Source organism: Mesorhizobium sp. M0019, from assembly GCF_040323975.1.
Classification (GTDB): Bacteria; Pseudomonadota; Alphaproteobacteria; order Rhizobiales; family Rhizobiaceae; genus Mesorhizobium.
This window is the reverse complement of the sequence record NZ_JAMYVK010000073.1, coordinates 1-25,461: the sequence shown is the minus strand read 5'-3', so window position 1 is coordinate 25,461 and position 25,461 is coordinate 1. Positions and strand designations below refer to the sequence as shown.

The 25,461-nt window shown below is 63.5% G+C and carries 27 protein-coding genes; 12 read left to right on the top strand and 15 right to left on the bottom strand.

Features of this window, described 5'->3' with window-relative positions; genetic code table 11:
- Positions 1-383 (top strand): FadR/GntR family transcriptional regulator (locus NKK47_RS32310; RefSeq protein WP_352579617.1); only part of this gene is annotated, 383 nt, incomplete at its 5' end.
- Between the two features lie 28 nt (positions 384-411).
- Here the strand turns inward: NKK47_RS32310 and NKK47_RS32305 are convergent.
- From NKK47_RS32305 to NKK47_RS32285, 5 genes are all read right to left on the bottom strand, one after another.
- Positions 412-1,518 (bottom strand): Gfo/Idh/MocA family protein, encoded by a 1,107-nt coding sequence (locus NKK47_RS32305; protein WP_352579616.1) that lies wholly within the window; start codon positions 1,516-1,518, stop codon positions 412-414.
- A 32-nt stretch (positions 1,519-1,550) separates the two neighbouring features.
- Positions 1,551-2,363 carry an ATP-binding cassette domain-containing protein gene (locus tag NKK47_RS32300; protein ID WP_352579619.1) on the bottom strand — a complete coding sequence of 271 codons (813 nt, stop codon included), beginning with the start codon at positions 2,361-2,363 and terminating at the stop codon, positions 1,551-1,553.
- A gap of 14 nt (positions 2,364-2,377) precedes the next feature.
- On the bottom strand, positions 2,378-3,493 hold the full coding sequence (locus NKK47_RS32295; protein ID WP_352579618.1) for an ABC transporter permease: 1,116 nt from the start codon (positions 3,491-3,493) through the stop codon (positions 2,378-2,380).
- 148 nt (positions 3,494-3,641) lie between these two features.
- Positions 3,642-4,610: a rhizopine catabolism ABC transporter substrate-binding protein gene (locus tag NKK47_RS32290; RefSeq protein ID WP_352453270.1), complete on the bottom strand. Its 969-nt coding sequence runs from the start codon at positions 4,608-4,610 to the stop codon at positions 3,642-3,644.
- A 67-nt stretch (positions 4,611-4,677) separates the two neighbouring features.
- Positions 4,678-5,652: a polysaccharide deacetylase family protein gene (locus NKK47_RS32285; protein WP_352579615.1), complete on the bottom strand. Its 975-nt coding sequence runs from the start codon at positions 5,650-5,652 to the stop codon at positions 4,678-4,680.
- 378 nt (positions 5,653-6,030) lie between these two features.
- Here NKK47_RS32285 and NKK47_RS32280 point away from each other — a divergent pair, with 378 nt between their 5' ends.
- Both NKK47_RS32280 and NKK47_RS32275 read left to right on the top strand, forming a co-directional pair.
- The gene (locus tag NKK47_RS32280) at positions 6,031-7,275 is read left to right on the top strand and encodes a DegT/DnrJ/EryC1/StrS family aminotransferase (protein WP_352579614.1); all 1,245 of its coding nucleotides are present in this window, start codon (positions 6,031-6,033) and stop codon (positions 7,273-7,275) included.
- Between the two features lie 169 nt (positions 7,276-7,444).
- Complete coding sequence (locus NKK47_RS32275; protein ID WP_023675820.1) at positions 7,445-7,888, top strand: SRPBCC family protein; 444 nt, start codon at positions 7,445-7,447, stop codon at positions 7,886-7,888.
- Positions 7,889-7,919: 31 nt separating this feature from the next.
- On the opposite strand, the gene NKK47_RS32270 is transcribed toward NKK47_RS32275, so the two are convergent.
- The 5 genes from NKK47_RS32270 to NKK47_RS32250 all read right to left on the bottom strand — a co-directional run bounded on the left by NKK47_RS32270 (position 7,920) and on the right by NKK47_RS32250 (position 11,674).
- A complete protein-coding gene (locus NKK47_RS32270) occupies positions 7,920-8,285 on the bottom strand; it encodes a GFA family protein (protein WP_352579613.1) in 366 nt (121 codons plus the stop codon).
- Between the two features lie 192 nt (positions 8,286-8,477).
- Entirely contained in the window at positions 8,478-9,944 is a 1,467-nt protein-coding gene (mocR, locus tag NKK47_RS32265; protein ID WP_352453275.1) for a rhizopine catabolism transcriptional regulator MocR, read from the bottom strand.
- 4 nt (positions 9,945-9,948) lie between these two features.
- Complete coding sequence (locus tag NKK47_RS32260; protein WP_352579612.1) at positions 9,949-10,155, bottom strand: LacI family DNA-binding transcriptional regulator; 207 nt, start codon at positions 10,153-10,155, stop codon at positions 9,949-9,951.
- A 200-nt stretch (positions 10,156-10,355) separates the two neighbouring features.
- Positions 10,356-11,267 carry a myo-inosose-2 dehydratase gene (iolE, locus tag NKK47_RS32255; protein ID WP_352579611.1) on the bottom strand — a complete coding sequence of 304 codons (912 nt, stop codon included), beginning with the start codon at positions 11,265-11,267 and terminating at the stop codon, positions 10,356-10,358.
- 119 nt (positions 11,268-11,386) lie between these two features.
- Entirely contained in the window at positions 11,387-11,674 is a 288-nt protein-coding gene (locus tag NKK47_RS32250; RefSeq protein ID WP_352453278.1) for a DUF3175 domain-containing protein, read from the bottom strand.
- Between the two features lie 253 nt (positions 11,675-11,927).
- Here NKK47_RS32250 and NKK47_RS32245 point away from each other — a divergent pair, with 253 nt between their 5' ends.
- From NKK47_RS32245 to NKK47_RS32215, 7 genes are all read left to right on the top strand, one after another.
- Positions 11,928-13,082, top strand: a complete 1,155-nt coding sequence (locus tag NKK47_RS32245) for an MFS transporter (RefSeq protein WP_502905092.1) — start codon at positions 11,928-11,930, stop codon at positions 13,080-13,082.
- Positions 13,083-13,255: 173 nt separating this feature from the next.
- Positions 13,256-14,284, top strand: a complete 1,029-nt coding sequence (gene gntR / locus NKK47_RS32240) for an HTH-type transcriptional regulator GntR (protein WP_352571764.1) — start codon at positions 13,256-13,258, stop codon at positions 14,282-14,284.
- Between the two features lie 296 nt (positions 14,285-14,580).
- Positions 14,581-15,705, top strand: a complete 1,125-nt coding sequence (locus tag NKK47_RS32235) for a sugar ABC transporter substrate-binding protein (RefSeq protein WP_023675828.1) — start codon at positions 14,581-14,583, stop codon at positions 15,703-15,705.
- Positions 15,706-15,784: 79 nt separating this feature from the next.
- Positions 15,785-17,326 carry a sugar ABC transporter ATP-binding protein gene (locus tag NKK47_RS32230; protein WP_352456244.1) on the top strand — a complete coding sequence of 514 codons (1,542 nt, stop codon included), beginning with the start codon at positions 15,785-15,787 and terminating at the stop codon, positions 17,324-17,326.
- Positions 17,323-18,303: an ABC transporter permease gene (locus NKK47_RS32225; RefSeq protein ID WP_023675830.1), complete on the top strand. Its 981-nt coding sequence runs from the start codon at positions 17,323-17,325 to the stop codon at positions 18,301-18,303. Before NKK47_RS32230 ends, NKK47_RS32225 begins: the two co-directional genes overlap by 4 nt.
- The gene (locus NKK47_RS32220) at positions 18,300-19,286 is read left to right on the top strand and encodes an ABC transporter permease (RefSeq protein ID WP_352456242.1); all 987 of its coding nucleotides are present in this window, start codon (positions 18,300-18,302) and stop codon (positions 19,284-19,286) included. The genes NKK47_RS32225 and NKK47_RS32220 overlap by 4 nt, the downstream gene beginning before the upstream one ends.
- 62 nt (positions 19,287-19,348) lie before the next feature.
- Positions 19,349-19,828, top strand: a complete 480-nt coding sequence (locus tag NKK47_RS32215; protein ID WP_352456241.1) for a gluconokinase — start codon at positions 19,349-19,351, stop codon at positions 19,826-19,828.
- Here the strand turns inward: NKK47_RS32215 and NKK47_RS32210 are convergent.
- Positions 19,825-20,274, bottom strand: coding sequence for an RrF2 family transcriptional regulator (locus tag NKK47_RS32210; protein WP_006202816.1), 450 nt, complete (start codon positions 20,272-20,274; stop codon positions 19,825-19,827). The two genes, NKK47_RS32215 and NKK47_RS32210, sit on opposite strands and share 4 nt — an antisense overlap.
- A 247-nt stretch (positions 20,275-20,521) precedes the next feature.
- Positions 20,522-21,508, bottom strand: a complete 987-nt coding sequence (locus NKK47_RS32205; protein ID WP_352579609.1) for a sulfate ABC transporter substrate-binding protein — start codon at positions 21,506-21,508, stop codon at positions 20,522-20,524.
- Positions 21,509-21,791: 283 nt separating this feature from the next.
- On the opposite strand from NKK47_RS32205, the gene NKK47_RS32200 reads away from it, so the two are divergent.
- Both NKK47_RS32200 and NKK47_RS32195 read left to right on the top strand, forming a co-directional pair.
- Positions 21,792-22,064: an antitoxin gene (locus NKK47_RS32200; protein ID WP_352579608.1), complete on the top strand. Its 273-nt coding sequence runs from the start codon at positions 21,792-21,794 to the stop codon at positions 22,062-22,064.
- On the top strand, positions 22,064-22,462 hold the full coding sequence (locus tag NKK47_RS32195; protein ID WP_352579607.1) for a type II toxin-antitoxin system VapC family toxin: 399 nt from the start codon (positions 22,064-22,066) through the stop codon (positions 22,460-22,462). Before NKK47_RS32200 ends, NKK47_RS32195 begins: the two co-directional genes overlap by 1 nt.
- A 14-nt stretch (positions 22,463-22,476) precedes the next feature.
- Here the strand turns inward: NKK47_RS32195 and NKK47_RS32190 are convergent, their stop codons facing one another.
- The 3 genes from NKK47_RS32190 to cysT form a co-directional block, all read right to left on the bottom strand.
- Complete coding sequence (locus NKK47_RS32190; RefSeq protein ID WP_254819067.1) at positions 22,477-23,517, bottom strand: sulfate/molybdate ABC transporter ATP-binding protein; 1,041 nt, start codon at positions 23,515-23,517, stop codon at positions 22,477-22,479.
- Between the two features lie 131 nt (positions 23,518-23,648).
- A complete protein-coding gene (cysW, locus tag NKK47_RS32185) occupies positions 23,649-24,533 on the bottom strand; it encodes a sulfate ABC transporter permease subunit CysW (RefSeq protein WP_352456238.1) in 885 nt (294 codons plus the stop codon).
- Complete coding sequence (gene cysT / locus NKK47_RS32180) at positions 24,526-25,377, bottom strand: sulfate ABC transporter permease subunit CysT (protein WP_352456237.1); 852 nt, start codon at positions 25,375-25,377, stop codon at positions 24,526-24,528. The genes cysW and cysT overlap by 8 nt, the downstream gene beginning before the upstream one ends.
- Between the last annotated feature and the right edge of the window lie 84 nt (positions 25,378-25,461).

Genomic DNA, 25,461 nt, shown 5'->3' with positions numbered 1-25,461 from the left:
AATTCCGCCACATCATCGAGCCGGAGGCCAGCGCCTTTGCCGCCATGCGGCGCACCGACGAGCAGATGGCCGAGATCAGCCAGGCCTGCCGCGAGATGGGCGAGGCAACCAATCTGCAGGAGCGCACGCGCGCCGACACGCGGTTTCACCTCGCCATCCTGCGCGCCTCGGGCAACGATCTGCTGGTGCCGCTCGGCGTGCTGATCGAATCGGCATTCGATCATCTGTTCGCTTATACCACGCGGGAATTGGACGATTTGCAGCATGCGCAGAGGCTGCATGAGGCAATCGAGAAGAGCATCCGCCTGCAGCGGCCGGACGCGGCGCGCAATGCGGTGCGCAAGCTGCTGGCCAATACCGACAGCGTCATCAAGTCCAGGTAACGGCCGTTCGGCATCAGGGTTTTAGCGCTCAATCGAAGGGTGCGGTCGCGAGATGCCGCCGGGTCAGCCCGATCAGCAGCGCCTGGTCGCGGGCGGCGTGTTCGGGTGGGTTGACGACGGCATCGCCATTGACGATCGCCGCCCAGAAGCCACGCATCTCTTCGACGAAGGCTTCGGCGTAACCGGCACGCAAATCTTTCTTCGACAGCGTGTGACCGTCCGAGGTCGTCACCGTCAGCCGGGCCGGATGATGATTGAGCCAGGGCGAGGGGAATTCGAGCTCGAGGCTGGCATCGTCGAAGAACAGCGTGATCCGCTCCTTGTAGTCGGCGAGCTTGGGCACGGTGAGATGCGTCATGGTCCACAGTGCCTGCCCGTCCAGCAGCCTGACGGCGCCCTGGCCGCCGTCGCCATTGGCAAAGATCTGCGCGCCGACGACCTCGCCGTCCGGCACGCCGAGCGCATCGAGCAGGCCATGGACGGCATTGACATCGTGAATCAAGGCCGAGCTGTAAGCGCCGGTAAATCCACGGAAAGCGAGATCGGTGAAAGGCACGCCAATGGCGTGTTCGACCTGGCGCTTCTGCTTGGCCGCGACAGCGGCGATCATGTCCTTCGGGATATCGGTGCCGCGCCTGTAGGGCTGGTGGGCGATGAACGGCCAGGCGTCGGGATCGTTCACTTCCACCGAGACCGAACGCAGCGTGCTTGATGTTCCAGGCAGCGAAGCGAGCGCCAGCCGATAGCTCGGATCGAAGCGCTTCATATAGCCGACTTGCATGATTTTCCTGGCGGCATCGCGCGCGGCGACAATCTTGGCGATTTCCGCCAGCGAATAGCAGAGCGGCTTTTCGCAAAAGACATGCAGGCCAACCGCCAGCGCCGCCAGCACCTGTTCGTGATGCAGCGGGTCCGGCGAGCCGATCACCACCGCGTCGAGGCGTTGGTCGAAGAGCTGGTCGATCGTTTCGAAATTGGCAATGCCATGGGTGTCGGTGACGAACTGCCGCGAAATCCTGGAGGGATCGGCGACCCCGACCAGCTCGAACAATTCGCCGAGGCGCAGCAGATTGGGGAGATGCTCGACCTGCGAGATCATGCCGGCGCCGACGACCCCGACGCGTAACCTGCTCATTGGATCATTCCCCGCAATGTCCGATTGTCAGCTCAAGGCGCCGCAGGCGGCCGGTTGCCGATCTGGGCAAGCAGGCCGGCAATCTCCGCCTCGACCGCTTTCAAATCCTCGCCGCCCGACATGATCGAGATGACCTCGTCGCGCGAGATCTCCGACTTGGCGTAGGTGCCGCGATTGCGGCCGCGGTTGAGCAGCGTGAAGGTGTCGCCGACCGGATAGGCATGGTGGATGTTGTGGCTGATGAAGATGACGGCCAGGCCCCGCATGCGTGCTTCGATGATGAACTTCAGCACCATCGCCGCCTGGTGGACGCCGAGTGCCGAGGTCGGCTCGTCGAGGATCAGGACGCGCGCGCCAAAATGCGCGGCGCGTGCGATCGCCACCGACTGGCGCTCGCCGCCCGACAACGTGCCGACGGCTTGCGTCGGGTCGCGCACGTCGATGCCGATATCGGCCATCGCCTGCCTGGCGATGGTGTTGGCGCGCTCCTTGTCGATGCGCGAGAAGGGCAGGCTGCTTTTGGTCGGCTCGCGGCCGAGGAAGAAGTTGCGGGTGATCGACATCAGCGAGATCATGCCGAGGTCCTGGAACACCGTTGCCACGCCGAGCTCCTGCGCATCGCGCGGGCTGCGGAAGGTGACCGGCTTGCCGTCGACCAGTATTTCGCCCTTGCCCGGCCGGTAGACGCCGGACAAAACCTTGATCAGCGTCGACTTGCCGGCGCCGTTATCGCCGAGCAGGCAGTGGACCTCGCCCGGATAGACCTTGATGTCGATGTCCTGGAGGGCGCGCACCGAGCCGAAATTGACGCTGACGCCGCGCAGTTCCATCGCGGGTTCGGTCATTTGGGCCGGTTCGGTCATTTGCCACCTCCGCGGCCGAGCGCCTTCAGCCTGATGTAGTTGTTGACCAGCACGGCCATCAGGATGACGATGCCGAGGAAGACCTTGAACCAGTCGGTGTCGATGCCGGTGTAGAAGATGCCCATCTGCACCAGCCCGAAGATCAGCGCGCCGAACAGCACGCCATAGACGGTGCCGTAGCCGCCGGTGAGCAGCACGCCGCCGATGACGGCGGCGATGATCGCCTCGAATTCCTTGAGCAGGCCGCGCGTGGTGTCGGCGGAGCCCGCCTCCATCACCTGGATGGTGGCAAGCAGCGTCGCCGCGCAAGCGGTGTAGACGAACAGGCTGATCTTGACGCGATCGACCGGCACGCCGACGTTGCGGGCTGCGATCAGGTCGCCGCCGGTGGCGAAGATCCAGTTGCCGTATTTCGTCTGGGTGAGCACGTAGCCGGCCAGCGCCGTCAGGCCGAGCCACCAGACGATCGACATCGGAATGCCGGCAACGAACGGGATGCCGTCGCTGCGGGTGGCGATCCAGCCTTGCGCGCCCATCCAGTGGAACAGGCCGGTGAGCAGATGGCCGTTGAACAGGCCAGCCGTCGCCGGGTCCGGCGCCCCTTCGAGGATGTAGGGGATCTGGGTGCGGCCGGTGACGGCGCGGGTGATGCCGATCGACAATCCGCGCAGGATATAGAGCGTGGCGAGCGTGACGATGAAGGAGGGCAGGCGCGTCTTCACCACGATCAGACCGTTGAGATAGCCGGTGAGGATGGCAACGGCGAAGGCGCAGGCTATGCCGCCCCATAGCGGCAGTCCCCAGAACTTCACCGTCAGCCCGATGACGACACCGGCGAAGCCGACCATGGAGCCGACCGAAAGATCGAACTCGCCGGCGATGATGAGGAGTGCTGCCGCGGTGGCGACGATGCCGAGCTCCGCCGACAGCGTCAGGAATGTCATCGATCCCTGCAGCGAATAGAGGTTTGCCGCGCCCGGCAGCAGCGCAAAGATGATGATCGTCGCAAGCAGCCCACCGGCGGCACCGGCTTCCGGCCGGCGCAGCCACTGGGTCAGCTTGCCGGTGCTGGCCAGCCGCTCGTCGGCGCCGGCGGCCCGCTTCGACGTCATGCCGAAGCGGTCGGTCGCCTTCAGTTCGCCCGGAGGTATCGCCTTGTCTTCCACGACCGCCATTAGGCTCTCCAATCGCTCAATTCGCAATCTTCGAACGGATCGGGAGAGCGCTTGGCGCATTCTCCCGTTCCGTCGGAGCGCTTGCCTAGCGGATGCCCTCTTTGGCGAGGGCCAGGATCGCCTTGGCTTTTTCCGGCGAGTCTATGAACAGCGGTCCGGTATAGGCGTTGTTCTGCGGCCAGAAACCGTGCGTTGCCTGCTCGACCAGATAGATCACCGGCAAATAGCCCATCAGATATTGCTGGGCGTCCATGCCGAAGCCCATTTCGCCGGCGACGACAGAATCGAGGACCTCCGGGCTGATGTCGAACGTGTAGAGCTTGAGCTTGCCGAACAGTTCCTTGTCGCGGAACATCGGGATCAGCGGATTGGCGGCGGTGGCGCCAAGCGCAAAGACCGCCTGTGTGTCCGGATGCGCCGACAGATAGGCCTCGGTGCGGCGCTGGACGTCGGCGGGATCCGGCGCCACGGCCAGAACCTCGGTGCCGCCGCCGGAGGGCTTCAGCCCGTCATTGAGGCCCTGGCAGCGCTGGTCGAGGCTGACATTGCCGACCTCGTGGTTGATGCAGACGACCTTGAGCGTGCCTTCCTTGGCCAGCCGCTCGCCGGCCTTCTTGCCGGAATCATATTCGGAAACGGTGCCGACATAGAGCGTAGTGCCGAGCTCGGCGCCTTCCTTCTCGCCGGAATCCAGAACCACCATGGGAATATTGGCGGCAAGCCCGGATTTGACCGATTTGCCGAGCGCATTGGCGTCGGCGATGGAGACGGCGATACCATCCGGCTTGGTGGCGATGGCGGCGTCGAGAAGCCGGGCCTGCTCGACCACGTCGAAGACCTGCGGCGCGTAATATTCGACCTTGGCGCCGGTAAGGGCGGCCGCGTCATCGACGCCGCGCTTGACCACCGACCAATAGGGATCGGACGCCGACCCATGCACTACGAAGGTGATGCGGACGTCCTTCGGATCCTTCAGGCCCGCGGCATGCGCGATACCTGTCATCAGGCCCGCCGAAACGAAGGCGCCCAATGCCACTTTCAGAAGAGTTTTCATCTTATTCTCCCATTTGTCGTTGCAGTTCCAATCCCTCTGGCGCCGTTTTCCGGCCGCGACGATCGGCTCACGTTGCGGATCGGGTGGCCGCTTTGCGGGCCTTTGCCGACGCCGATCGCTGTTCGCCCGCGTTGTTGCCGCGGGCTGTTGTTGATAATCGCCCGGCCGAGAGCGTGGCGCGAAGCTCCTCGCGCAACGGCTTCATGCCGATGACGTCGATCGGCTGTGCGGCGAGCCAGTCGCGAAAGCCCTGGTCTCGGAACAGCTCGTACTCTTCGGTGCGGATATAGGCGGAGCGCGGCTCGATCAGCTCGAGTTCACCGGGCGCGTTGCAATGCAGGCAAAAGAAGGTCAGGCCCTCGCGCACACCCTCGATGAGCGCCTTGTAAGCCGGCTCGATCGGCCTGGAACGCGGCCGGCCCCAGGTCGTCTGGATGGCGGCGTCGAAAATGGCAAAGCCGCCGGCGCGGGCCAGCGCCACGCCGCGCTGGAACGCCTCCTCGGTGACGCCGACCAGATTGTCGTTGGGGGAATAGGCGGACAGCGTCTTGGTCAGCAGCACGGGCAGCTGATATTCGAGCCCGAGCTTGATGTAGATGTTGCAGAATTCCGGCGACAATGCCGCTCCCATATGGGCGTCGAGATGGGTGACGTCGATGCCGGCGCGATAGGCGGTGTCGATCTGGGCGCGAAGCTCGGCCTCGACCGCCTGCGGCACCGCCTTGCGGCGCGTGGTCGCCACATCGGGCCAGAAGAAGCCGAATTCGTCGGTCAGGCCGGCCGCCCGTGACGGCGCGGTCAACGGCCGCCATTTGTAATGCTGCTTCTCGCTGTTCAGCGTCAGGTGAACGCCAAGGTCAAGGTCAGGTTTGGCGACGGCGCTCTCGGCCATTTCGAGGAACCACGGGCACGGCACCATCACCGCGCCGGAACTGCAGACGCCCAGCCCGCTCAATTCGAGGAAGGCGCTGTTGGCGCCGTGGCACATGCCGACATCGTCCTCGTGGAGTACGATCCGTTTGCTGGAGCCGGCGGCATTCACGAACGGCCGCCTTTCTGCCGACACGCCGGTTTCGAGGGTCTTCCAAAATGTGTCCCGTATTTCATGGAACCAACCGTTTGCCCAACTGGCCGGAATGGAACGCCGAAAGCTGGGTTTCCGACAGGGCCACTTTGGCGAATTCGGATGGGTACGATTTGCCTGCCGGCTGAGACACTTAGCTACCGATTTCCCCAATCACGGTTCAAAACCAGTCATAGGAACCGTCTTCCGGGCGCAGATGGCTTGGTCGAATAGCGGCGGAGTGGTTCTTTCAAACTGTGCCGACAAGCCTACGGCTGTCCACACCATCAAGCGACCACACCATCAAGCGACCACATTATCAAGTGACCCACACTATCAAGTGACTGGAGGCCTATCATGTACACCGCCGGCGAAGAGGAAATCGAAGCCATTGCCAGGGTGATCCGCTCGGGCGCGCTGTTTCGTTACGGCAAGGACAGCGAATGCGACCGCTTCGAGGCCCGCTATGCGCAGCATCTTGGCGTCGAGCATTTCGCGCTGGCCGCCAGCGGCACCTATGGGCTCGCCGCCGGCCTGATCGGCCTCGGCATCGGCCCGGGGGACGAAGTGCTGGTGCCGGCGCACACCTATATGGCGACCGCGACCGCGGTGCTGTCGGTAGGGGCCATTCCAGTCATCGTCGACATCGACGAGAGCCTGACCATCGATCCCATCGCCTTGCGCGATGCCATCGGGCCGCGCACCAGGGCGGTCATCCCGGTGCATATGTGGGGCGCGGCCTGCAACATGAATGCGATCATGGACATTGCTGCCAAGCGCGGCTTGCTGGTGCTGGAGGATGTCTGCCAAGGCATCGGCGGCGGCTATGAGGGCCGCAAGCTCGGCTCGATTGGCCATGCCGGCGCTTATTCCTTCAACTACTTCAAGAACATGACCTCGGGCGAGGGCGGCGGCATCGCCACCAGCGATGCGAAAGTGGCGGAGCGGGCGCGCTGCGCCATCGACCCTTGCCATTTCTACTGGCAGGGCAGAAGCGACAGCATCAAACCCTTCGCCGGCATCGGCGCGCGTGCTTCCGAACTGATGGGGGCGATGCTCAACGTCCAACTCGACCGGCTGGACGGCATCATCGAGGCGATGCGGGCCGAGAAGAAGACGGTGCTGGCCGGTACCCGCCACCTTAGCAATCTTGGGCTGACGCCGTCGCCGATGAACAGCGCGGACGACGATTGTGCCGCACAGGTGATGTACCTGCTGCCGAGCGAGCAGGCGGCGCAGACTTTTTCGAAGACCATTCCGAGCGTCGTTGCCGGCAAGACCGGCCGTCACAATTTCACCCAGTGGGACCAGGTGCTGATGCATGAAGGCGCGCATCATCCGGCGCTCAATCCTTACACACTGTCCGAGAACCAGGGCCTGCGGCTGGATTATTCCGACGACCTCGGCAAGCGCTCGCTCGACATCCTCAACCGCACCGTGATGGTCGCCATGAACCCGGCGCACAGCGATGCCGACATTCAGGACATGATCCACAACATCGACGCGGCGGCGCGCGTGGCGCTGGAGAATGCTTCGCTCGATGATATCGAATTGCGCAAGGCGGCACCGGTTGATCTGCAGAAGTTCGACAGTGTGAACTAGACCAGATCCGGCGCGGTTTGCTACCCTGCGGCGGAGTTCCTTGTCCGGCGGCCGGGCGAGGATTCCGGCCGGCATAACCGGTCGCCAAAAAATCCGCAGGCCCGTGTCGGATAGGCCGGGCTCCGCTCGTCCTAGGGAGCATCGATCACCAACAGGGAGGATTAACGATATGCCCGGCACCGTACGGCTGCACCGCGTTCTGACAACCAGCCCGGAGAAAGTCTACCGCGCGTTCCTCGAAGCGGATGCACTTGCCAAATGGCTTCCGCCGAACGGCTTCACCTGCACGGTTCATCACTTCGAGGCGAAAGTCGGCGGTACGTTCAAAATGTCCTTCCGCAACTTCACCACCGGCGACAGCCACTCGTTCGGCGGCGAATATGTCGAGCTCGTGCCCAATGAGCAACTGCGTTACACCGACCGGTTCGACGACCCCAACCTGGCCGGCGAGATCGAGGTGACCGTGACATTGAAGAAAGTGTCGGTCGGCACCGAAGTGAATATCACGCAGGCAGGTATTCCAGACGCCATCCCGGTTGAGGCCTGCTATCTCGGCTGGCAGGAGTCGCTGCGAAATCTGGCGAAGCTCGTTGAACCCGAGATCAACCAGTAAGATAAAGCGCTGCCCTGGCGGGTTGGCGTCGCTAACCGGAAACCCAGGGATGACGCCGTTCTTCCCACCCAACATGCGCCGGGGCCGGAAAGGCGGGATCGGCGAAGCAGCCGACCGCGACAGCGATCCATTCAGGCTTTCGCTCGGGCTCCCAGAAGACGCTCGAGCCGCAGCCCGGGCAGAAATGGAAAGTGACGTGGTGGCCGCTCCGAGCCGACCGGCTGTAGGTACTGGCGTCGCCTTCGGCTTCTACCTTGTCGCGCGCAAAGAAGGCCGCGACGCCGTACATGCTGCCGGTCCGCTTCTGGCAGTCGAGGCAGTGGCACTGTGCGACCAGTTGCGGCTCTCCGTTACAGGAGATCCTCAGTTGCCCGCAGGCACAGGATGCGGTTCTCATGGCAATCCTCATGGTTCAGATGAATGCGCCGCCAGCCCAAACCGGCGGTGGCATGCTTCAGGTTTTCGGGGCGTTTCGGCCTTGGGAAGCGCGCTTTGCGCGAACGCCGAAAAACAAGGACCGACGCCCCATATTCCTAATCACTGCGGACGACCGATTCAACCCCGCGGTGAACGAGATGGAGAGCCGGCTCTAGCTTCTATCCAATCTTAGGAACGCGGCGCGCAGCGCCAGCACGGCGCGCAGGATCTGACGTTCGTCCATTGCCGCGTAGCCGAGCAGCAGGCCGTGCTCGGGTTCAGTAGAGTGGTAGTTGATGGAGATGCCCTGAACGTCGAGCCCCTCCTTGAGGGCGGCGGCGACCACGTCGCTGTCCTTATAGGGCCTGACGAAGCTGGCCAGCAGTTGCATGCCGGAATCGTTTTCCGTGACGGTCAGCCATTCGGCCAGATGCTCCTGGCACAGCTTGACGAAGTTCGCCTGCCGGCGCGCATAGAGCCGGCGCATGCGCTTGAGGTGCGTGGCGAAATAGCCCTGGGTGATGAAGTCGTTGACCGTTGCCTGCAGGATCAGCGGCGCGAACTGGCCGGTGATGCTCACCGCCCGGTCGAACGGAACCGACAATTCGCGCGGCACGATCAGATAGCCGATGCGCAGCGCCGGGATCAGCGTCTTGCCGAAGCTGCCGATGTAGACGACGCGGTCGGCATGATCGAGCCCGCGCAGCGCCGGCACCGGCCGGCCGCGGAACCGGTATTCGCCGTCATAGTCATCCTCGACGATCCAGGCGCCGTTGCGTTCGGCGATGTCGAGCAACTGCAATCGTTCCTCGATGCGCATGATGGTGCCGAACGGCCATTGGCAGGATGGCGTCACATAGATCAGCCGCGGCGGCGGCAGCTCCGGATCGGCAAGATGCCAGCCGCGCCGGTCGACCTTCAACGGTGCCAGCCTGGCACCGCTGGCGAGAAAGGCGCTCTTGGCGCCGAGATAGCCGGGCTCCTCCATCCAGACATGGTCGCCTTCGTCCATCAGCACGCGCGAGACGAGATCGAGTGCCGCCTGCGCACCGGTGACGATGATCACCTGGTCGGCGGTGCAGCTGATGCCGCGCGACAGGCCGATGGTCGAGGCAATGGCCTGACGCAGGCCGGGATGGCCGGCAAAGGAGAGATAACCAAGCAGGCTCTCGTCGCGGCTGCGTGCATTGCGCACCAGAAGGCTTGACCAGATGGTGAACGGAAACGATGCCGTTTCAGGCACGCCGGGATGGAAATTGATGACGCCGGCATTGCGTGGCGGTTGCGGGCCGTTGACGATGGTCTGGCCACGCCGCGACAGCTTTTGCGGCGCTGCCAGTCCGGCGCGCAGGGATGCCAAGGGGCGGTTCTGCTGGATCGGCGCCACCCAGGTGCCCGATCCGGCACGCGCCTCGATAAAACCTTCGGCAAGGAGCTGGTCATAGGCGGCGATGACCGTGTTGCGCCCGACCTTCAGATCTTCGGCCAGCGAGCGCGTCGACGGCAGCAGCGTGTTCTGCGGGATCTGGCCGTCAAGGATGAAGCGTCGCAAGGCGCCGTAGATCTGACGATGCATCGGTTCTTCCGAAGCACGGTCGACCGACATGATGTCGAGGGAAAGGCGCATGTGGTCGGCCACGGCACTATCCCCCGACGGACCGGGCGGCGCGGGCGATCTTTTCCTCGTTGAGCCGGCAGACAGTGTCGAGCACCAGTCGCCTGGTTTCGGGGTGGACCTCGCGGCTGTTCTTCAGCGCACGATGCACGGTGGCGGCGCCAAGTTCCGCCTTCTCGGCAATCTCCCGGATGGTGCAAAGCCGTTCCATGCCAAGCGCAGCTTCGAAAGCCATGTCGCTCCTCCTCGGTTGCATCAAGGCACGGCTTCCGGCCGGCCTCAAGCTTGAAAGTCGGGGTTTGAAATCCAGAGCCGGGATTCTGCGATCCGCGCCGCGCAGGGAGCAAGGCGGCGCGGATCGCCGGGCGCTTTCGCTTCGCTAACCCCATCGAGGCGCGCGCCCATTATGTTCCTCCGGCTCGCAATGCGGGCCGGTCAGCCTGCCTTCCGAGTCGCCACTTCGAAGCCGGCCTCGCGGGCGGTGGCGAGCAGCGAGAAATAGCCTTTGCTGGCATAGGTCAGCGGATGCGCCTTGGCCGGATCCTGCTCGGCCTCGACAACGAGCCAGCCTTCATAGCCGCGCGCGGCGAGGGGTTTCAGCAATGACAGGAAATCGACCGAGCCGTCGCCGGGCACGGTAAAAATGCCGTCCATTACCGCCGCCATGAAGCTCATGTCCTCGCGGCGTGCCCGTTCCAGCACCGCCCTGCGAACGTCCTTGCAATGGAAATGCACGATACGGTCGAGATGCCGTTGCAGCAGCGATTGCGGGTCGCCGCCCGAAAACAGGCAGTGGCCGGTATCGAACAAAAGGCCGACGCTTCGGCCCGTCGCCGCCATCAGCCTGTCGACTTCATCGTCCGTCTCGACGATGGTGCCCATGTGGTGGTGGAAGGCCATGCCGACCCCGAATGCAGCCATGCGGTCGGCGAGGGCGGTCAGTTTCTCGCCATAGGACGGCCAGTCGCTGTCGGCGAGGCGCGGACGCTCGGAGATCGGTGCGAAAATGCCGTCATGGCGACCGCGCGAGGTGTCGGCGTAGACGACGATCCTGGCGCCAAGGTCGCGCAACAGCTGAAGATGTGGGGTGATCGCCGCGAATTCCTCGTCGACCGTGCGGTCGAGAATGCGGCCATCATACCAGCCGGCGACGAGTTCCAGGCCATAGGAAGACAGGAGCGGCCCAAGCACTTCAGCCTGGCGCGGAAATTTGCCGCCGAGTTCGGTGCCGCGGTAGCCGGCCAGCGCCGTTTCCGACAGGCAGGTCTCCAAGGACGTATCCCCGCCAAGCGCCGGAACGTCGTCATTGCTCCAGGTGATGGGATTGATGCCGATCTTGACCGTCATGACGCCAGGCTTTTGCGGGCTCGGGAATCCAAGCCGAGCCTGCAGACTGGCGACAAAGAGGCCCTGTCACTAGGTCCAGTTCAGCCGAATTTGGCAGAACCAATCGATGGTGACCGATTCTAGTCTTCCTTTGGGCGGCCAAAAAGGACGCGCAGTTCATCTTTGGCGTCCTCCAGCACTTTCTTCTGCGCCGCCGGCAGGTTCTTGCCGGCGCGGTTGATGTAGAAATTCAGCATCGACATGGCGGATTGAAACGGCCCTGCCTTGCGTCGGTCGCTGTGCTCGGCCGATCGCTTCAACGAGGCGGCGATCTTCTTGGGATCGTGGGATTCGAAGATGTGTTCCTCGAGGTCCAGCGCGTCGCTGTGCTCGGTGACGTCGGCGGACCATTTCCGTTGCGCGGTCATGGCAAACTCCTTCCACTAGGTCGTTGCCAGGAAAACGCCTTATGGCGCACCCCTGTTCCACTTCGGCCCGAATCCCTGGAGCCACGGATTTGCCTGTCGTGGCGCTGCTCGGCGATGCGAATGCGCCGATAGTGGTCAGAACCGCCGATTCAAGAACTGCGGACAGGAAAAGCTCTTGACCCCAATCGTCTCAAGCCAGGCAGAAAGTTCCGGCATCGACAGTGCCTATGCCTGGATACGGCTGGGCATCTCGATGCTGCTGGCAACGATCGGCGGGGTCGGCATGTGGGCGGTGGTCGTGGTGCTGCCTGCCGTGCAGGCAGAATTCGGCGTCGATCGCGCCGCTGCCTCGATGCCCTACACCGCGACCATGGTCGGCTTTGCCGCCGGCAATGTGCTGTTCGGCCGCGCCATCGACCGCATGGGGTATTGGATCCCGGCGCTGATTGCCGCGATTACACTTGGCGCCGGCTTCCTGCTGGCGTCGTTGACCAGTTCGATCCTGCAGTTCACCCTCGTCCAGGGCCTGTTGATCGGCGTTGGCTCGTCGGCGATCTTCGGGCCGCTGATCGCCGACATCTCGCACTGGTTCAACCGGCGCCGCGGCGTCGCGGTGACGGCTGCCGCATCCGGCAACTATCTCGCCGGAGCGATCTGGCCGACGGCGATGCCCTATGTCATGCAGACCGAAGGCTGGCGCTTCACCTATGCCGCGATCGGCGCCGTCTGTCTGGTCACCATGGTGCCCTTGATCCTGCTGCTCCGGCGCGGCGCACCGCCCCAGGCGGCTCCGGGATCGCCGGGCAGCCGCGTGGTGCAGCCGATCTCGCTGTCGCCGGCGGCCTTGCAGGCGCTGCTCATCGTCGCCGGGCTCGGCTGCTGCGTGGCGATGTCGATGCCGCAAGTCCATATCGTCGCCTATTGCATGGATCTCGGCTACGGCGTGGCGCATGGCGCCGATATGCTGTCGATCATGCTGGCGGCGGGCGTCGTCAGCCGGCTTGGCTCGGGTTTCCTTGCCGATCGCATCGGCGGCGTGAAAACCCTGCTGATCGGCTCGGTGCTGCAATGCCTGTCGCTGCTGTTCTATATCCCGTTCGACGGGCTTGCCTCGCTTTATGTCGTCTCGCTGGTCTTCGGCCTGTCGCAGGGCGGCATCGTGCCCTGTTATGCGATCATCGTGCGCGAATATATGCCAGCCAAGGAGGCTGGCCAGCGCGTCGGCATCGTCATGATGGCGACCATCTTCGGCATGGCGATCGGCGGCTGGATGTCGGGCTGGATCTACGATCTGACCGGCTCCTATGCCGCCGCGTTCCTCAACGGCATTGCCTGGAACCTGCTGAATATTTTGGCCATAGTGCTGCTGTTGTGGAAGGCCCGGCGCAGCGCTGCTGTGGCGGCCTGAAGCACAGCGGTACGGATACAGTCTCTCCGGCCGTCGCTTGACAACAGCCGAAGGCTGCGCGACGCCAGACAAGGTGTGGCAACGGGCCAGTTTGGCATGGCAGCAGTTTCAAAAACGCTGAACATCGTTTCACGGTCGCGTGTGGGCGGTTGCCCGGCGTCCGGACGAGTACGGTGATCAAGCCGCGCTCGCGCCGCGGCGGCGGCCGCCCGACCATCGCCGATGTCGCCCGCAAGGCCGGCGTCGGCGCCATTACCGTGTCGCGCGCCCTGCGTGAGCCGGGGCGTGTCTCGGAAGATCTGCGCCGCCAGATCGAGTCGGCCGTGAACGAGCTCGGCTATGTGCCCGACCCGAATGCGCGGGCGCTGGCTTCGGCGCGCGCCGAGGTCTTTGGCGTTCTGGTGCCGTCGCTTACCAACAACGTCTTTGCCGAAGTGGTGCGCGGCATCTACGACAGCCTGTCGGACGGCCCTTTCCGGATCCAGCTTGGCAACACCCACTATTCCGGCCTCGAGGAAGAGCGGCTGCTGCAGGTGTTTGGCCCGCAACGCCCGGCGGCGCTGATCGTGGCCGGCATCGACCAGACGCCGGCCTCGCGAAAACTGCTGGAAACGGCAGGCTGTCCGGTGGTGCAGGTGATGGAGACCGGGCCCGATCCGGTCGACATGATGGTCGGCTTCTCGCATTTCGAGGGCGGCAAGGCGGCTGCGGAACATCTGATCGAGGCAGGCTATCGCCGGATCGGCTTCATCGGTGCGCGCATGGATCCGCGTTCGCAGCGGCGGCTTGCCGGCTATCGCGCGGCGATGGAGGCGGCCGGCCTGTTCGATCCGAGGCTCACCACCACGACGCCAGTGCCCTCCAGCGTCACCCTCGGCCGCGAATTGTTCCGCGACGCGCTGGCCAAGGTGCCGAGCCTCGATGGGGTGTTCTGTAACAATGACGATATCGCCCTTGGCGTGCTGTTCGAATGCCACCGCGCTTCGATCGCCGTGCCGAAAACGATCGGCATCGTTGGCTTCAACGATCTCGACATGATGGAGGTGGCCTTTCCGTCGGTCACCAGCGTTCGGACCTACCGCTACGAGATCGGCCGGCGGGCGGTCGCCATGGCGCTTGCGGCGATCGAAGGCAACAGGCCGGAGCAGCGGGTTGTCGACCTTGGCTTCGAACTCAAGCGACGTGAAAGCACGGCGCGCTGAAGCGAGCTTCAACGCAATGGCGCTTTACACTGCGTAATGGTAGCGCTACCAGTTATCGCCGGGCGGTACTTCGCTCAGAAGATGGGAGGCTGTTTATTATACATAAGCGACAGCTCATGCTTGTTTATTATGTCTAATATGATAGTTTTTGTGGGACTATCCGGGCAGCAAAGGAGGGGATCGGGTCGGCATTCGGCCACCTGAACGCGCGACGGGTACGGCGGGAGGTGCCGGGCCGGAAACGCGCAAATTCATCGGCGTAACAACAAACAACACTGCAACTGGGAGGAATATCGATGATCAAGTCACTCGTTGGCGGTATCGTTGCCGCCACTGCTTTCGTCATGCTGAGCTCGTCGGCGATCGCCGATCCTGAAATCGTCAAGGGGCCATCGGCCGAGCCTGACTGCTTCGCGCCCTGGTCGGCCGATACGCAGTTCTTCAAGTTCCCCAAGAAAGACGGCCCGTACCGCATCGCTCTGGCCAACGGCTATATCGCCAACACATGGCGCATCCAGATGGTGCAGACGGCAAAGGCCTATGCAGCGCAGCCGGAGGTCGCGGCCAAGCTCAAGGAATTCAAGGTGGTCTCGACCGGCGAGGACGTGCCGGCCCAGATTTCGGCAATCAACAATTTCATCGATTCCGGCTATGACGCGATTGTCGTCAACGCCCAGAACCCGACCGCATTCGGTCCTGTCATCAAGCGGGCCAAGGAAGCCGGCGTGGTGCTGGTCGCCTTCGACAACATCCTCGACACCAAGGATGCCATCAACGTCAATGTCGACCAGAAAGGCCTTGGCGAATTGTGGGCCAACTGGCTGGTCAAGCACGTGCCGAACGGCGGCAAGGTGCTGGAAGTGCGCGGCGTCGCCGGCACGTCCGTCGACACCGATCGCCATAACGGCATCCACGAGGTTCTCGACGCTTCCGGCAAGAAATGGGATGTCACCGAGGTCGTCGGCAAGTGGGATGACGGCGTTGCGCAAAAGGCTACGGCCGATGCCATTGCCACCAACGGCCCCTTCGATGGCATTACCGGACAGGGCGGCGATACCGGCATCGTGCAGGCGATGATCGATGCCAAGCATCCGTTCGTGCCGTTCGGCGGCGAGACGGAGAACGGCTTCCGCAAATTCTGCGCCAAGTTCGCCGCTGACGGCCTGAAATGCTCGTCGGCCGGCACCGGCCCGGCTCAGGTCGCGGTTGCCATCAAGACGGCGATTGCAGCACTTGAAGGCCAGGTCGTGCCGCAAGCGGTCAAGCTGCCGCTGGCGATCGTCGAGGATCCGAACTTCAAGGCAGGCCAGGATTTCTTCCCCGATCAGTCCGACAATTTCTTCGTCGGCAATTCCTTCCCGACCTGCGGCATCAATTTCACGGCGCAGGAAATCATGGGCCAGAGCAAGGAAAACCAGTAAACTCCGACAGCCCGACGCCGCGGGAATCCCGGGGCGTCGGCGCTCGACATCCTGATTGCCAAGCGCCTGGGGAGGGCCGATGGACGGTGCGGTTCCGCTCTTCCGCATGGAAGGCATATCCAAGCGCTATGGCGGCGTGCGGGCGCTGGAGAAGGCCGAACTGTCGGTCACTCCAGGCAGCATCCACGCCATTCTCGGCGAGAACGGCGCCGGCAAATCGACGCTGATCAAGGTCATGGCGGGGGTCGTTGCGCCCGACGAGGGCCGCATGATGCTGGACGGAAGCGAAGTTACCTTCGCTTCGCCGGCCGCCGCCAACCAGGCCGGCATCGTCTGCATCTTCCAGGAACTGTCGCTCGTCCCCGAACTCAGCGTTGCCGACAACATCGTCATTTCCGATCCGCCGAAGCGTTTCGGCATGATCGACCGCAAGGCGCAGCGCCGCATCGCCGAAGAAGCCCTGGCTCGCGCCGGCGCCTCCGATATCCATCCGCTGGCGCTGGTCAAGGATCTTCCTCTTTCGAGACGGCAGATGGTCGAGATCGCCAAGGCACTGGCGCGCAAGCCGCGCATCCTGATCCTCGACGAGGCGACCTCGGCGCTGACCGCGGCTGACGTCGCCAGAGTTTTCGCCGTGTTGAAGCGGCTGCGTTCGGAAGGGCTGGCGCTGCTCTATATCTCGCACCGCATGAACGAGATCGCCGAGCTGGCCGATCAGTGCACGGTGTTCCGCAATGGCCGCAATGTCGCCAGCTACGCGGCCGGCACCAAGAGCGACAACGAGGTCGTCGAACTGATGATCGGGCGCGAATACAGCCACATCTTTCCGCCCAAGCCCGCACGGGCGGCTGCCGCAGCCACGCCGGTTCTGGAGGCGCGCAGCCTGTCATGGACGGATCGGCTGCATGATGTCTCGCTGTCGGTCGGGGCGGGCGAGGTGGTCGGCCTTGGCGGCCTCGACGGCCAGGGCCAGCGCGAATTGCTGCTCGCCTTCTTCGGTGTGCTGCGTGGCCTGTCGGGCCAGATCCTGATCGACGGCAGGCCGGTGGCGATCGCCAGCCCGGCCGCGGCGCGCGATGACCGGATCGGCATGGCGCTGATCCCGGAGGACCGCAAGACCGAAGGGTTGATGCTGCCGATGACGGTGCGCGAAAACCTCTCCTTCGCCGCCCTTGACCGGCTGTCCAGGGCCGGCATCATCGATCGCGCCGCCGAGCAGCGGCTGATCGACGACATGGTCGGTCTCCTGGCGATCAAGACCGCCGGGCTCGACATTCCGGTCGGCGCACTGTCCGGCGGCAACCAGCAGAAGGTCGTCATCGCCAAATGGCTGATGCGGCAGCCGCGCATCATCCTGCTCAACGATCCGACGCGCGGCATCGATGTCGGCACCAAGCAGGAGCTTTACCAGTTGATGCGCAAGCTTGCCGACCAGGGCGCGGCGATCCTCTTCTATTCGACCGACTATGACGAGCTGATCGGCTGCTGCGACCGCGTGCTGGTGCTCTATGACGGCGCGGTCAAGCGCGAACTGGTCGGCGCCGAAATCACCGAGCGGGCGCTGATCGCCAGCGCGCTCAACATTCACGAAGAGATGCCAAAGCAAGGAGCGGACGCGTGAAGGATTGGCGCTACTGGCTTGCCGAACAGCGCGGAACGCTGCTGGCGTTCGGCATCTTCGTTGTCATGTTCGTCATCTACACCTCGAACCATCCGGCGGGCTTCACCGCCAACGTCGTACAAACGGCCTCGAACAAGGGCGTGCTGCTCGCCTTCGTCGCCATGGCGCAAACGCTGGTGGTGATCACCGCCGGCATCGACCTTTCGGTCGGTATGATCTTCACGCTGACCAACTGCCTGGCCTCGTGGCTGGTCGTCGGCACCGGCATCGAGACCGCCTTCGGCGTCCTCGCCGTGCTCGGAACCGGGCTGCTGTGCGGGGCAATCAACGGTGCGATCGTCATCTATGGACGCCTGCAGCCGATCGTCGCCACCATCGCCACCGGCGCGGTCTATTTCGGCATCGCGCTGCTGCTTCGGCCGTTTCCCGGCGGCTCGGTCAATGAAGGGCTCGCCGATGCGCTGACCGGGCGCCTGTTTGGTTTTGTGCCGGCGAGTCTGGTGACGCTGCTGGCGGTCGTGCTCGTGGTCTGGGTGCCGTTCAGCCGGTCGGTGCTAGGCCGCGCCGCTTATGCAGCCGGCTCCTCGGAGATGGCGGCCTACATGTCCGGCGTGCCGATCCGGCGTGGAAAGTTCGCCGCCTATGCGCTTGCCGGTCTGCTTGCCGCGATCGGCGGGCTGTTCCTGACGTTCTTCACCTATACCGGTGATGCGGCCTATGCCAGCGGCAACGCCTATACGCTGTTTTCGATTGCCGCGGTCGTGCTTGGCGGCGTGTCGCTGTTCGGCGGCAAGGGCAGCGCCATCGGCGCGATCTTCGGCGCGCTTGCCTTCCGCACCATCGGCGACCTGCTGTTCGTCTTCGATTTCGATCCGCTCTGGCAGCCGCTGTTCCAGGGCGTCATTCTGCTGATCGCGGTCAGCCTCGGCGCGTTCGCCCTGTTTCGGGTCCGCAACCGGCTGGAGTGGTTCCTGTGAGCGAAACGACTGTGAGTGGTCTCGCCGGCCGCATGCCGAAATTCCTCCGCCGCGCCGACCCGGCGGTGCTGACGGCGTTCGCCTGTATCGTGCTGCTGCTGTTCCTCGGCAGCCTCTATTCGCGCAGCTTCCTGTCGCCTGAATACCTTTTGCAGCAGCTCAAGGTGGCGTCGTTTCTCGGCGTCATCGCGACCGGCATGATGCTGGTCATCCTGCTCGGCCAGATCGACCTGTCGGTGCCCTGGTCGGTGGCGGCCGGCGCCATGATGGCCTGCGCCGCGGCCGCATACGGTACCGTCGGCGTGGCGCTTGCCATTCCGTTCGGCATCTTCTGCGGTGTTCTGATCGGCATCGTCAACGGCATCGGCGTCGCCTATCTGCGCATTCCCTCGATGATCATCACGCTTGCCACCAACGCCGTCGCGCAGGGGCTGATGGTGGTCTACACGGGCGGTTTCTCGCCGCAGGATTCGGCGACCGGTGCGATGCGCTACCTGGCGACCGGCTTTGCCGTTCCTGCCGTGCCCAACGCCGTCCTCATCTGGGCGCTGATCGGCGCCGCAATGGTGTTCGTGCTGACCCGCACCGGCTTCGGCCGCACCGTTTACGGCATCGGCAATCGCGAGCGTGCCGCCTATCTTTCCGGCATCGATACAAGGCGCGTGGTGATGATCGCCTTTGCGGTTTCGGGCGGGCTCTCGGCCTTCGGCGGCGTGCTGTTGGCCGGCTATGCCTCCAAGGCGGCACAGTCGATGGGCGATGCCTATCTGCTGCCGTCGATCGCCGCGGTGGTGCTCGGCGGCACCTCGATCCTCGGCGGGCGCGGCTCCTATCTCGGCACCGTCGCCGGGGTAATCCTGATCACCCTCTTGCAGTCCATTCTCTCTGTCATGCAGATGCCGGAGGCGGGACGGCAGATCATCTACGGCGTCGTCATCGTCGCCATGCTGCTGCTCTATGGCCGCGCGCCGGCAAGCCGCTGACCTGCATGACCGGGAACGACGTGAGGGCGAGCACTGTTCGAACGATACCCGCCATCGTGGTGATGGGCGTTGCCGGCTGCGGCAAGTCGGTCGTCGGCGAAGCGCTTGCAGCGGCATTGGGCGCCCTCTTTATCGAAGGCGACAGGCTGCATCCGCCCGAAAACGTCGCGCGCATGGCGAGCGGCCAGCCGCTCACCGACGCGCTGCGCGAGGGCTGGCTCGACGCGATCGGCCAGCGGATGGCCGCGTCGGTCGCAAGCGGGCAAGGTGTGGTCGCCGCCTGCTCGGCGCTGAAGCGCAGCTACCGCGATCGCCTGCGCGGCTTTTGCCCGGATATCGTTTTCGTTTACCTGGAAATCGACCCGGCAACAGCAAAACAGCGCGTCGGCAATCGCAAGGGTCATTTCATGCCGGCAAGCCTAGTCGACAGCCAGTTCGCCACGCTCGAGGCGCCAGCGGCGGACGAGGCGGCGATAACCTTAGATGGCACGCGTCCGGTCGCCGACACCGTCGCGACTGCCTTGAGCCTGCTCGCGCGCTAGATTTGCGACGTCAGTTCGACTGGGAAATCGTCATTGTCGGCGTCGCGCATGGCCGCGAGGCTGCGGTTGTCCAGCACCTCGGCGATCGCCTGCCGGACCTCCAGCATCATGTGCCGAACCTGGCAGGTCGCCTCGTCGCAATCCTCGCAGCGCTGGTATTGCGTGCGGCTGGCGCAGGGGATCGGCGCCAGCGGCCCGTCGAGGACACGCACGACATGGCCGATCTTGATCTCGGAAGCCGGCCGGGCAAGGCGGTAACCGCCTTCCTTGCCCTTGCGGCTCTGGACGAAGCCGGCGTTACGCAACTCGCCCAGGATGGCATCCAGGAATTTCTTGGGGATGTTATTGGCGACCGCAATGTCGTTGACGAATGCGAGCTGGCCGACCGGCAGGCCCGACAGATGCACGAGGGCCTTGAGGCCGTATTTGCCTTTTTTGGTAAGCATGCCCCGAGTCAACCCATGAAGCCCCAACCACCCGCGTCTGGCGGCTGTTTGTGTGCAAATCATGACGGTTTGATCACGCGAAGCCGTTCGCGAAAACAAGCCGTCCGTTCTCACGGTAGGCACAAACGCGTTGATTCTTTGTAACGTTTTGGACGGAATGCGCCCGGAAAGTGCCAGAAATCACCGTTCGCGGCGCGAAAGCAAAGAAGCCGGCAAAGCCGGCTTCTGTCAAAGTTGGAAGATCGCCTCAGCGGCTGCCATAAGTCTGGTCGAGCAGGCCGCCCGCTGCAAAGTGCTCGGCCTGGACCTTGGCCCAGCCGCCGAAGACGTCCTCCACCGTCAGCAGGCGGACGTCGGGAAACTCAGCCTTGTATTTGGCGGCGACGGCCGCGTCCCGGGCCCGCAGGCCGTTGCGGGCGGCGATGTCCTGGCCCTCCGGCGTATAGAGGAAGTCGAGATAGGTCTTGGCGAGATCGCGCGTGCCATGCTCGTCTGCAACGGTGTCGACGATCGCCACCGGAAATTCCGCCAACAGGCTGACCGAAGGCGTTACCTGCTCGAACTTGTCCTCGCCATACTCCTTGCGGACGCCGCGCGTTTCCGACTCGAAGGTGATGAGTACGTCGCCGATTTCGCGCTGCACGAAAGTGGTGGTCGCGGCGCGCCCGCCGCTGTCGAACACCGGCACGTTGTTGAACAGCTTGGTGACGAACTCCTTCACCTTGGCGTCGTCGTCCTTGAAGGCTTCCTTGGCGTAGGCGGTGGCCGCAAGATAGGTGTAGCGCGCATTGCCCGAGGTTTTCGGATTGGGGAAGATCACCTGCACGTCGTCGCGCACGAGATCGCTCCAATCCTTGATGTTCTTCGGATTGCCGGCGCGCACCAGGAAGGAGGGCAGCGAATAGAAAGGCGAGGCGTTGTCGGGAAAGTCCTTCTGCCAGTCGGCGGAGATGAGGCCCTTCTTGACCAGGAAGTCGATGTCGAGGACCTGGTTGAAGGTAACGACATCGGCGCTGAGACCCTCGGCGATGGCGCGCGCCTGCGCCGAAGTTCCGGCATGCGACTGATCGATGGTGACACCGGGGTGCGCGGCGACGAACGCCTTGTTGACCTGCGCAAACAGTTCGCGGCCGACATCGTAAGAGGCGTTCAGCAATCTGTCGGCCGACCAGGCTTGGGAGGATGCGAGGACCAGGCCGGCCAACGTGGCGACGCCAAGCAAAAATCGCTTCATGAAAACAGGCTCCAATGCCATGAGCTTAATGCCGGACCCTAGCGGCAAGGCATCGTGCGCGACGAGGCACGCAGAGCGGCCGCTCCACGTTGTCGATAGAAGAAATATTCCCGCTGTGGGCGATTTCTAGTTTTTTCTTTCAAGCAGAGTCTCAGGACAGCTTGGCAGCGGCGCCGATGCCGTCGGCGTGCACGATGGTTCCCGGCCGGCCAACGCGGTGCAAGGCGGTTGCATCGCCGCCCTGGTCTGCATATACAAATAGTATATACAAGGAGCTGTTGTCATGTCTCAACACCGCCATTCAACAACCCCGCCGAAGGAGGCGAAGTTGTTTCGTAACAATCGCAGCCAGGCGGTGCGCATTCCTGTCGAGTTCGAACTTCCCGGCGAAAAGGTCTTGATCAGCCGTGAAGGCGACCGCCTGATCATCGAGCCGGTCCGCAAACCTGGCCTCACCGCACTGCTCGCGCAATGGGCGAAAGAGCCGCCGCCCGATGCCGAGGAAGACCTTCCCGAAGTCGAGGATATGCCTGTCAAATCCGAGGAATTTTTTTGATGCGGTTCATGCTGGACACGAACATTGTCAGCGACATGATCCGAAATCCGGCCGGGAAAGCCGCAAGCGCTGTCCTGCGCGTGGGAGACGCCGCCGTGTGTACCAGCATCGTGGTCGCGTCGGAACTGCGATATGGTTGCGTCAAGAAAAGATCAGCCAAGTTGCACAAGAAGGTCGAGGAATTGCTGGCTGAGATTCCCGTCTTGCCGCTCGATGTGCCGGTGGATGCCGAGTACGGCGCGATTCGCGCAGAACTGGAAGGCAGGGGCCAGACCACCGGCCAAAATGACCTTTTTATTGCTGCCCACGCCCGTGCGCTTGGAACTATCCTGGTGACCGCCGACACCGGGGAGTTCAACCGGATCAAAGGCCTGAAGGTCGAGAACTGGCTGGTGTAACGCCTGATAGAGGATCAAGCAGCCGGAAAAAGCTTCCAGCGCCGCGGCCTAAAAGCCACGCGACTTTTCTGCGCCGCCGGATGATCGACGGGCAATTCGATCTCGACCCGCTGACGTTCGCCGCCGATTTCGAGCTCGACCCGCCTTGTGCCGGCGACGCGGCGGCTGGCGGCGACCGTGCCGGCGATGCAGCCGTTGCATTCTTCCACCAGATCGACGTCGTGCGGGCGAAAGAACAGCGTCGCTTCGCCTTGCGGTGCGTGCGGCGCGGAGAGCCCGATCGGGCGGTCGGCGATCCAGACCTGGCCGTCCTCGACCTTGACCGGGATCGAGCTCGATTCGCCGATAAAGCCATAAACGAACGGCGAGTTCGGGGTGTCGTAGATCTCGTCGGCGGTGCCGACCTGCTCGATGCGGCCCTGGCTCATCACCACGACGCGATCGGCAAGCTCCAGCGCCTCTTCCTGGTCATGGGTGACGAAGACCGTAGTATGGCCGGTGGCGTCGTGGATGTCGCGCAGCCAGCGGCGCAGTTCGCGGCGCACCTGGGCATCGAGCGCGCCGAACGGCTCGTCGAGCAAAAGCACGGCCGGTTCGATCGCCATGGCGCGGGCCAGCGCCACGCGCTGGCGCTGGCCGCCCGAAAGCTGTGCCGGATAGCGTTTTTCCAGACCGGAAAGCTGAACGAGGTTGAGAAGTTCCGAAGCGCGGCGGCGGATTTCCTTCGCCGACGGGCGTGACGGCCCGTGCCGGACCTTGAGGCCGAAGCCGATATTGTCGGCGACCGTCATGTGGCGAAACAGCGCGTAGTGCTGGAAGACGAAGCCGACATTGCGCTCCTGAATCGACTTTTGGGAGGCATCCTCTTCGCCGAAGAAGATCTTTCCGCGGGTCGGCCGCTCCAAGCCGGCAATCAGCCTGAGCAGCGTCGTCTTGCCGGAACCGGAAGGTCCCAGCAGGGCGATCAGTTCTCCCGACTTGATGTCGAGCGAAACGTCGCGGAGGGCCGGAAACCGCTCAAACTCCTTGCGCACGTTGGCAACGCGAACTTCCATGCAAATCCCTTTTGTAGTTGATGCATGCCGTTATCCCAAAACCGGTTCCCACTTTTGGGCGACATCAAATCTTTGTTTTATGCATGTCGTTGTCCAAAAACCGCTACACACTTTTGGGCGACATGCATTTGTCAGTGTCCGCGCGTCGCGGCGATCTCGGCGCCGTAGCGCATCTCGAGAAGTGTTTTCAAGACCAGCGTGACGAGCGCCAGGCCGGCAAGCAGCGAAGCGACGGCAAAGGCGGCGGCGGCATTGTACTCGTTATAAAGGATTTCAACATGCAGCGGCATGGTGTTGGTTAGCCCGCGTATGTGGCCCGACACGACCGAGACCGCGCCGAACTCGCCCATGGCACGGGCATTGCACAGCAACACGCCGTAGAGCAATCCCCATTTGACGTTGGGCAACGTCACGTACCAGAACGCCTGCCAGCCATTGGCCCCGAGCGACAGGGCTGCCTCCTCGTCGCCATTGCCTTGTTCCTGCATCAGCGGGATCAATTCACGGGCGACGAAGGGGAAGGTGACGAAGATCGTGGCCAGCACGATGCCCGGCACGGCAAACAGGATGACGATGCCATGCGCCTTGAGCCAGGCGCCGAGCAGGCCTTGCGCGCCGAACAGAAGTACATAGACCAGGCCGGAAATGACCGGGGAGACCGAAAACGGCAGGTCGATCAGTGTGGTCAGGAACGCCTTGCCCTTGAACTCGAACTTGGCGATCGCCCAGGCGGCGGAAATACCGAAGACGATGTTGAGCGGCACCGAGATCGCCGCGACCAGAAGCGTCAGGCGGATCGCCGAGCGCGTGTCCGGTTCGCTCAGCGCCTGTGTGTAGGCCTCGATACCTTTGGCGAAAGCTTCCTTGAAGACGATGATCAGCGGCAGGAGCAGGAAAATGCCGAGGAAGGCAAAGGTCACTATCATCAGCACGGTTCTCGCCGTGCGGCTCTCGGTCACCGCCGGCGACTGGCTTTCATGGTGCGGCGCGTAGGATTTGATCTCCGGGTCAGCCATAGCGCTTGCGGCTCCAGGTCTGCACCAGGTTGATGACCAGCAGCATGACGAAGGACAGCGCCAGCATGATCGCCGCTATCGCGGTCGCCGCGGCGTAATTATATTCCTCCAGCCGGATGACGATCAGAAGCGGCGCGATCTCGGATTTGAACGGCAGGTTGCCGGCGATAAAGATGACGGAACCGTACTCGCCGACGCCGCGCGCGAAGGCCAGCGCGAAACCGGTGACGATGGCAGGCGCCAGTCCGGGTAGTAGAACGCGGCTGATGATCTGGAAGCGATTGGCGCCGAGCGTGGCGGCCACTTCTTCTACCTCCTTGTCGATCTCCTCCATGATCGGCTGCACGGTGCGCACGACGAAGGGCAGACCGATGAAGACCAGCGCGATGACGATGCCGAGCGGCGTATACGCGACCTTAATGCCGAGCGGCGTCAGCAGGCTTCCGATCCAGCCATTCGGTGCGTAAAGCGTGGTCAGCGCGATGCCGGCAACCGCCGTCGGCAGCGCGAAGGGCAGGTCGACCATGGCATCGGCGATGCGGCGGCCTGGAAAGCTGTAGCGCACCAGCACCCACGCGACGATCGTGCCGAAGACGACGTTGACGGCGGCGGCAATGAAGGCGGTGCCGAAGCTGATTTCAAGCGCGTTGATGGTGCGGCGGTCGGTGACGATCGCCCAGAAGTCGGTCCAGCCGAGCGCCGCCGAGCGCCAGATCAGCCCGGACAGGGGAATGAGGATGATGAGAGTGAGGTAGGCAAGCGAGAAGCCGAGCGTCAATCCGAAACCCGGAATGACGCTCGGCTGCCTGAATCGCCACCCCGCCTTGGCGGATGCTGTGGTCATGTCGTCCTGATCTAGATTTTATCTTACTGCGCTGGCTTGTAGATCTGGTCGAATATACCACCGTCGCCGAAATGGTAAGGCTGC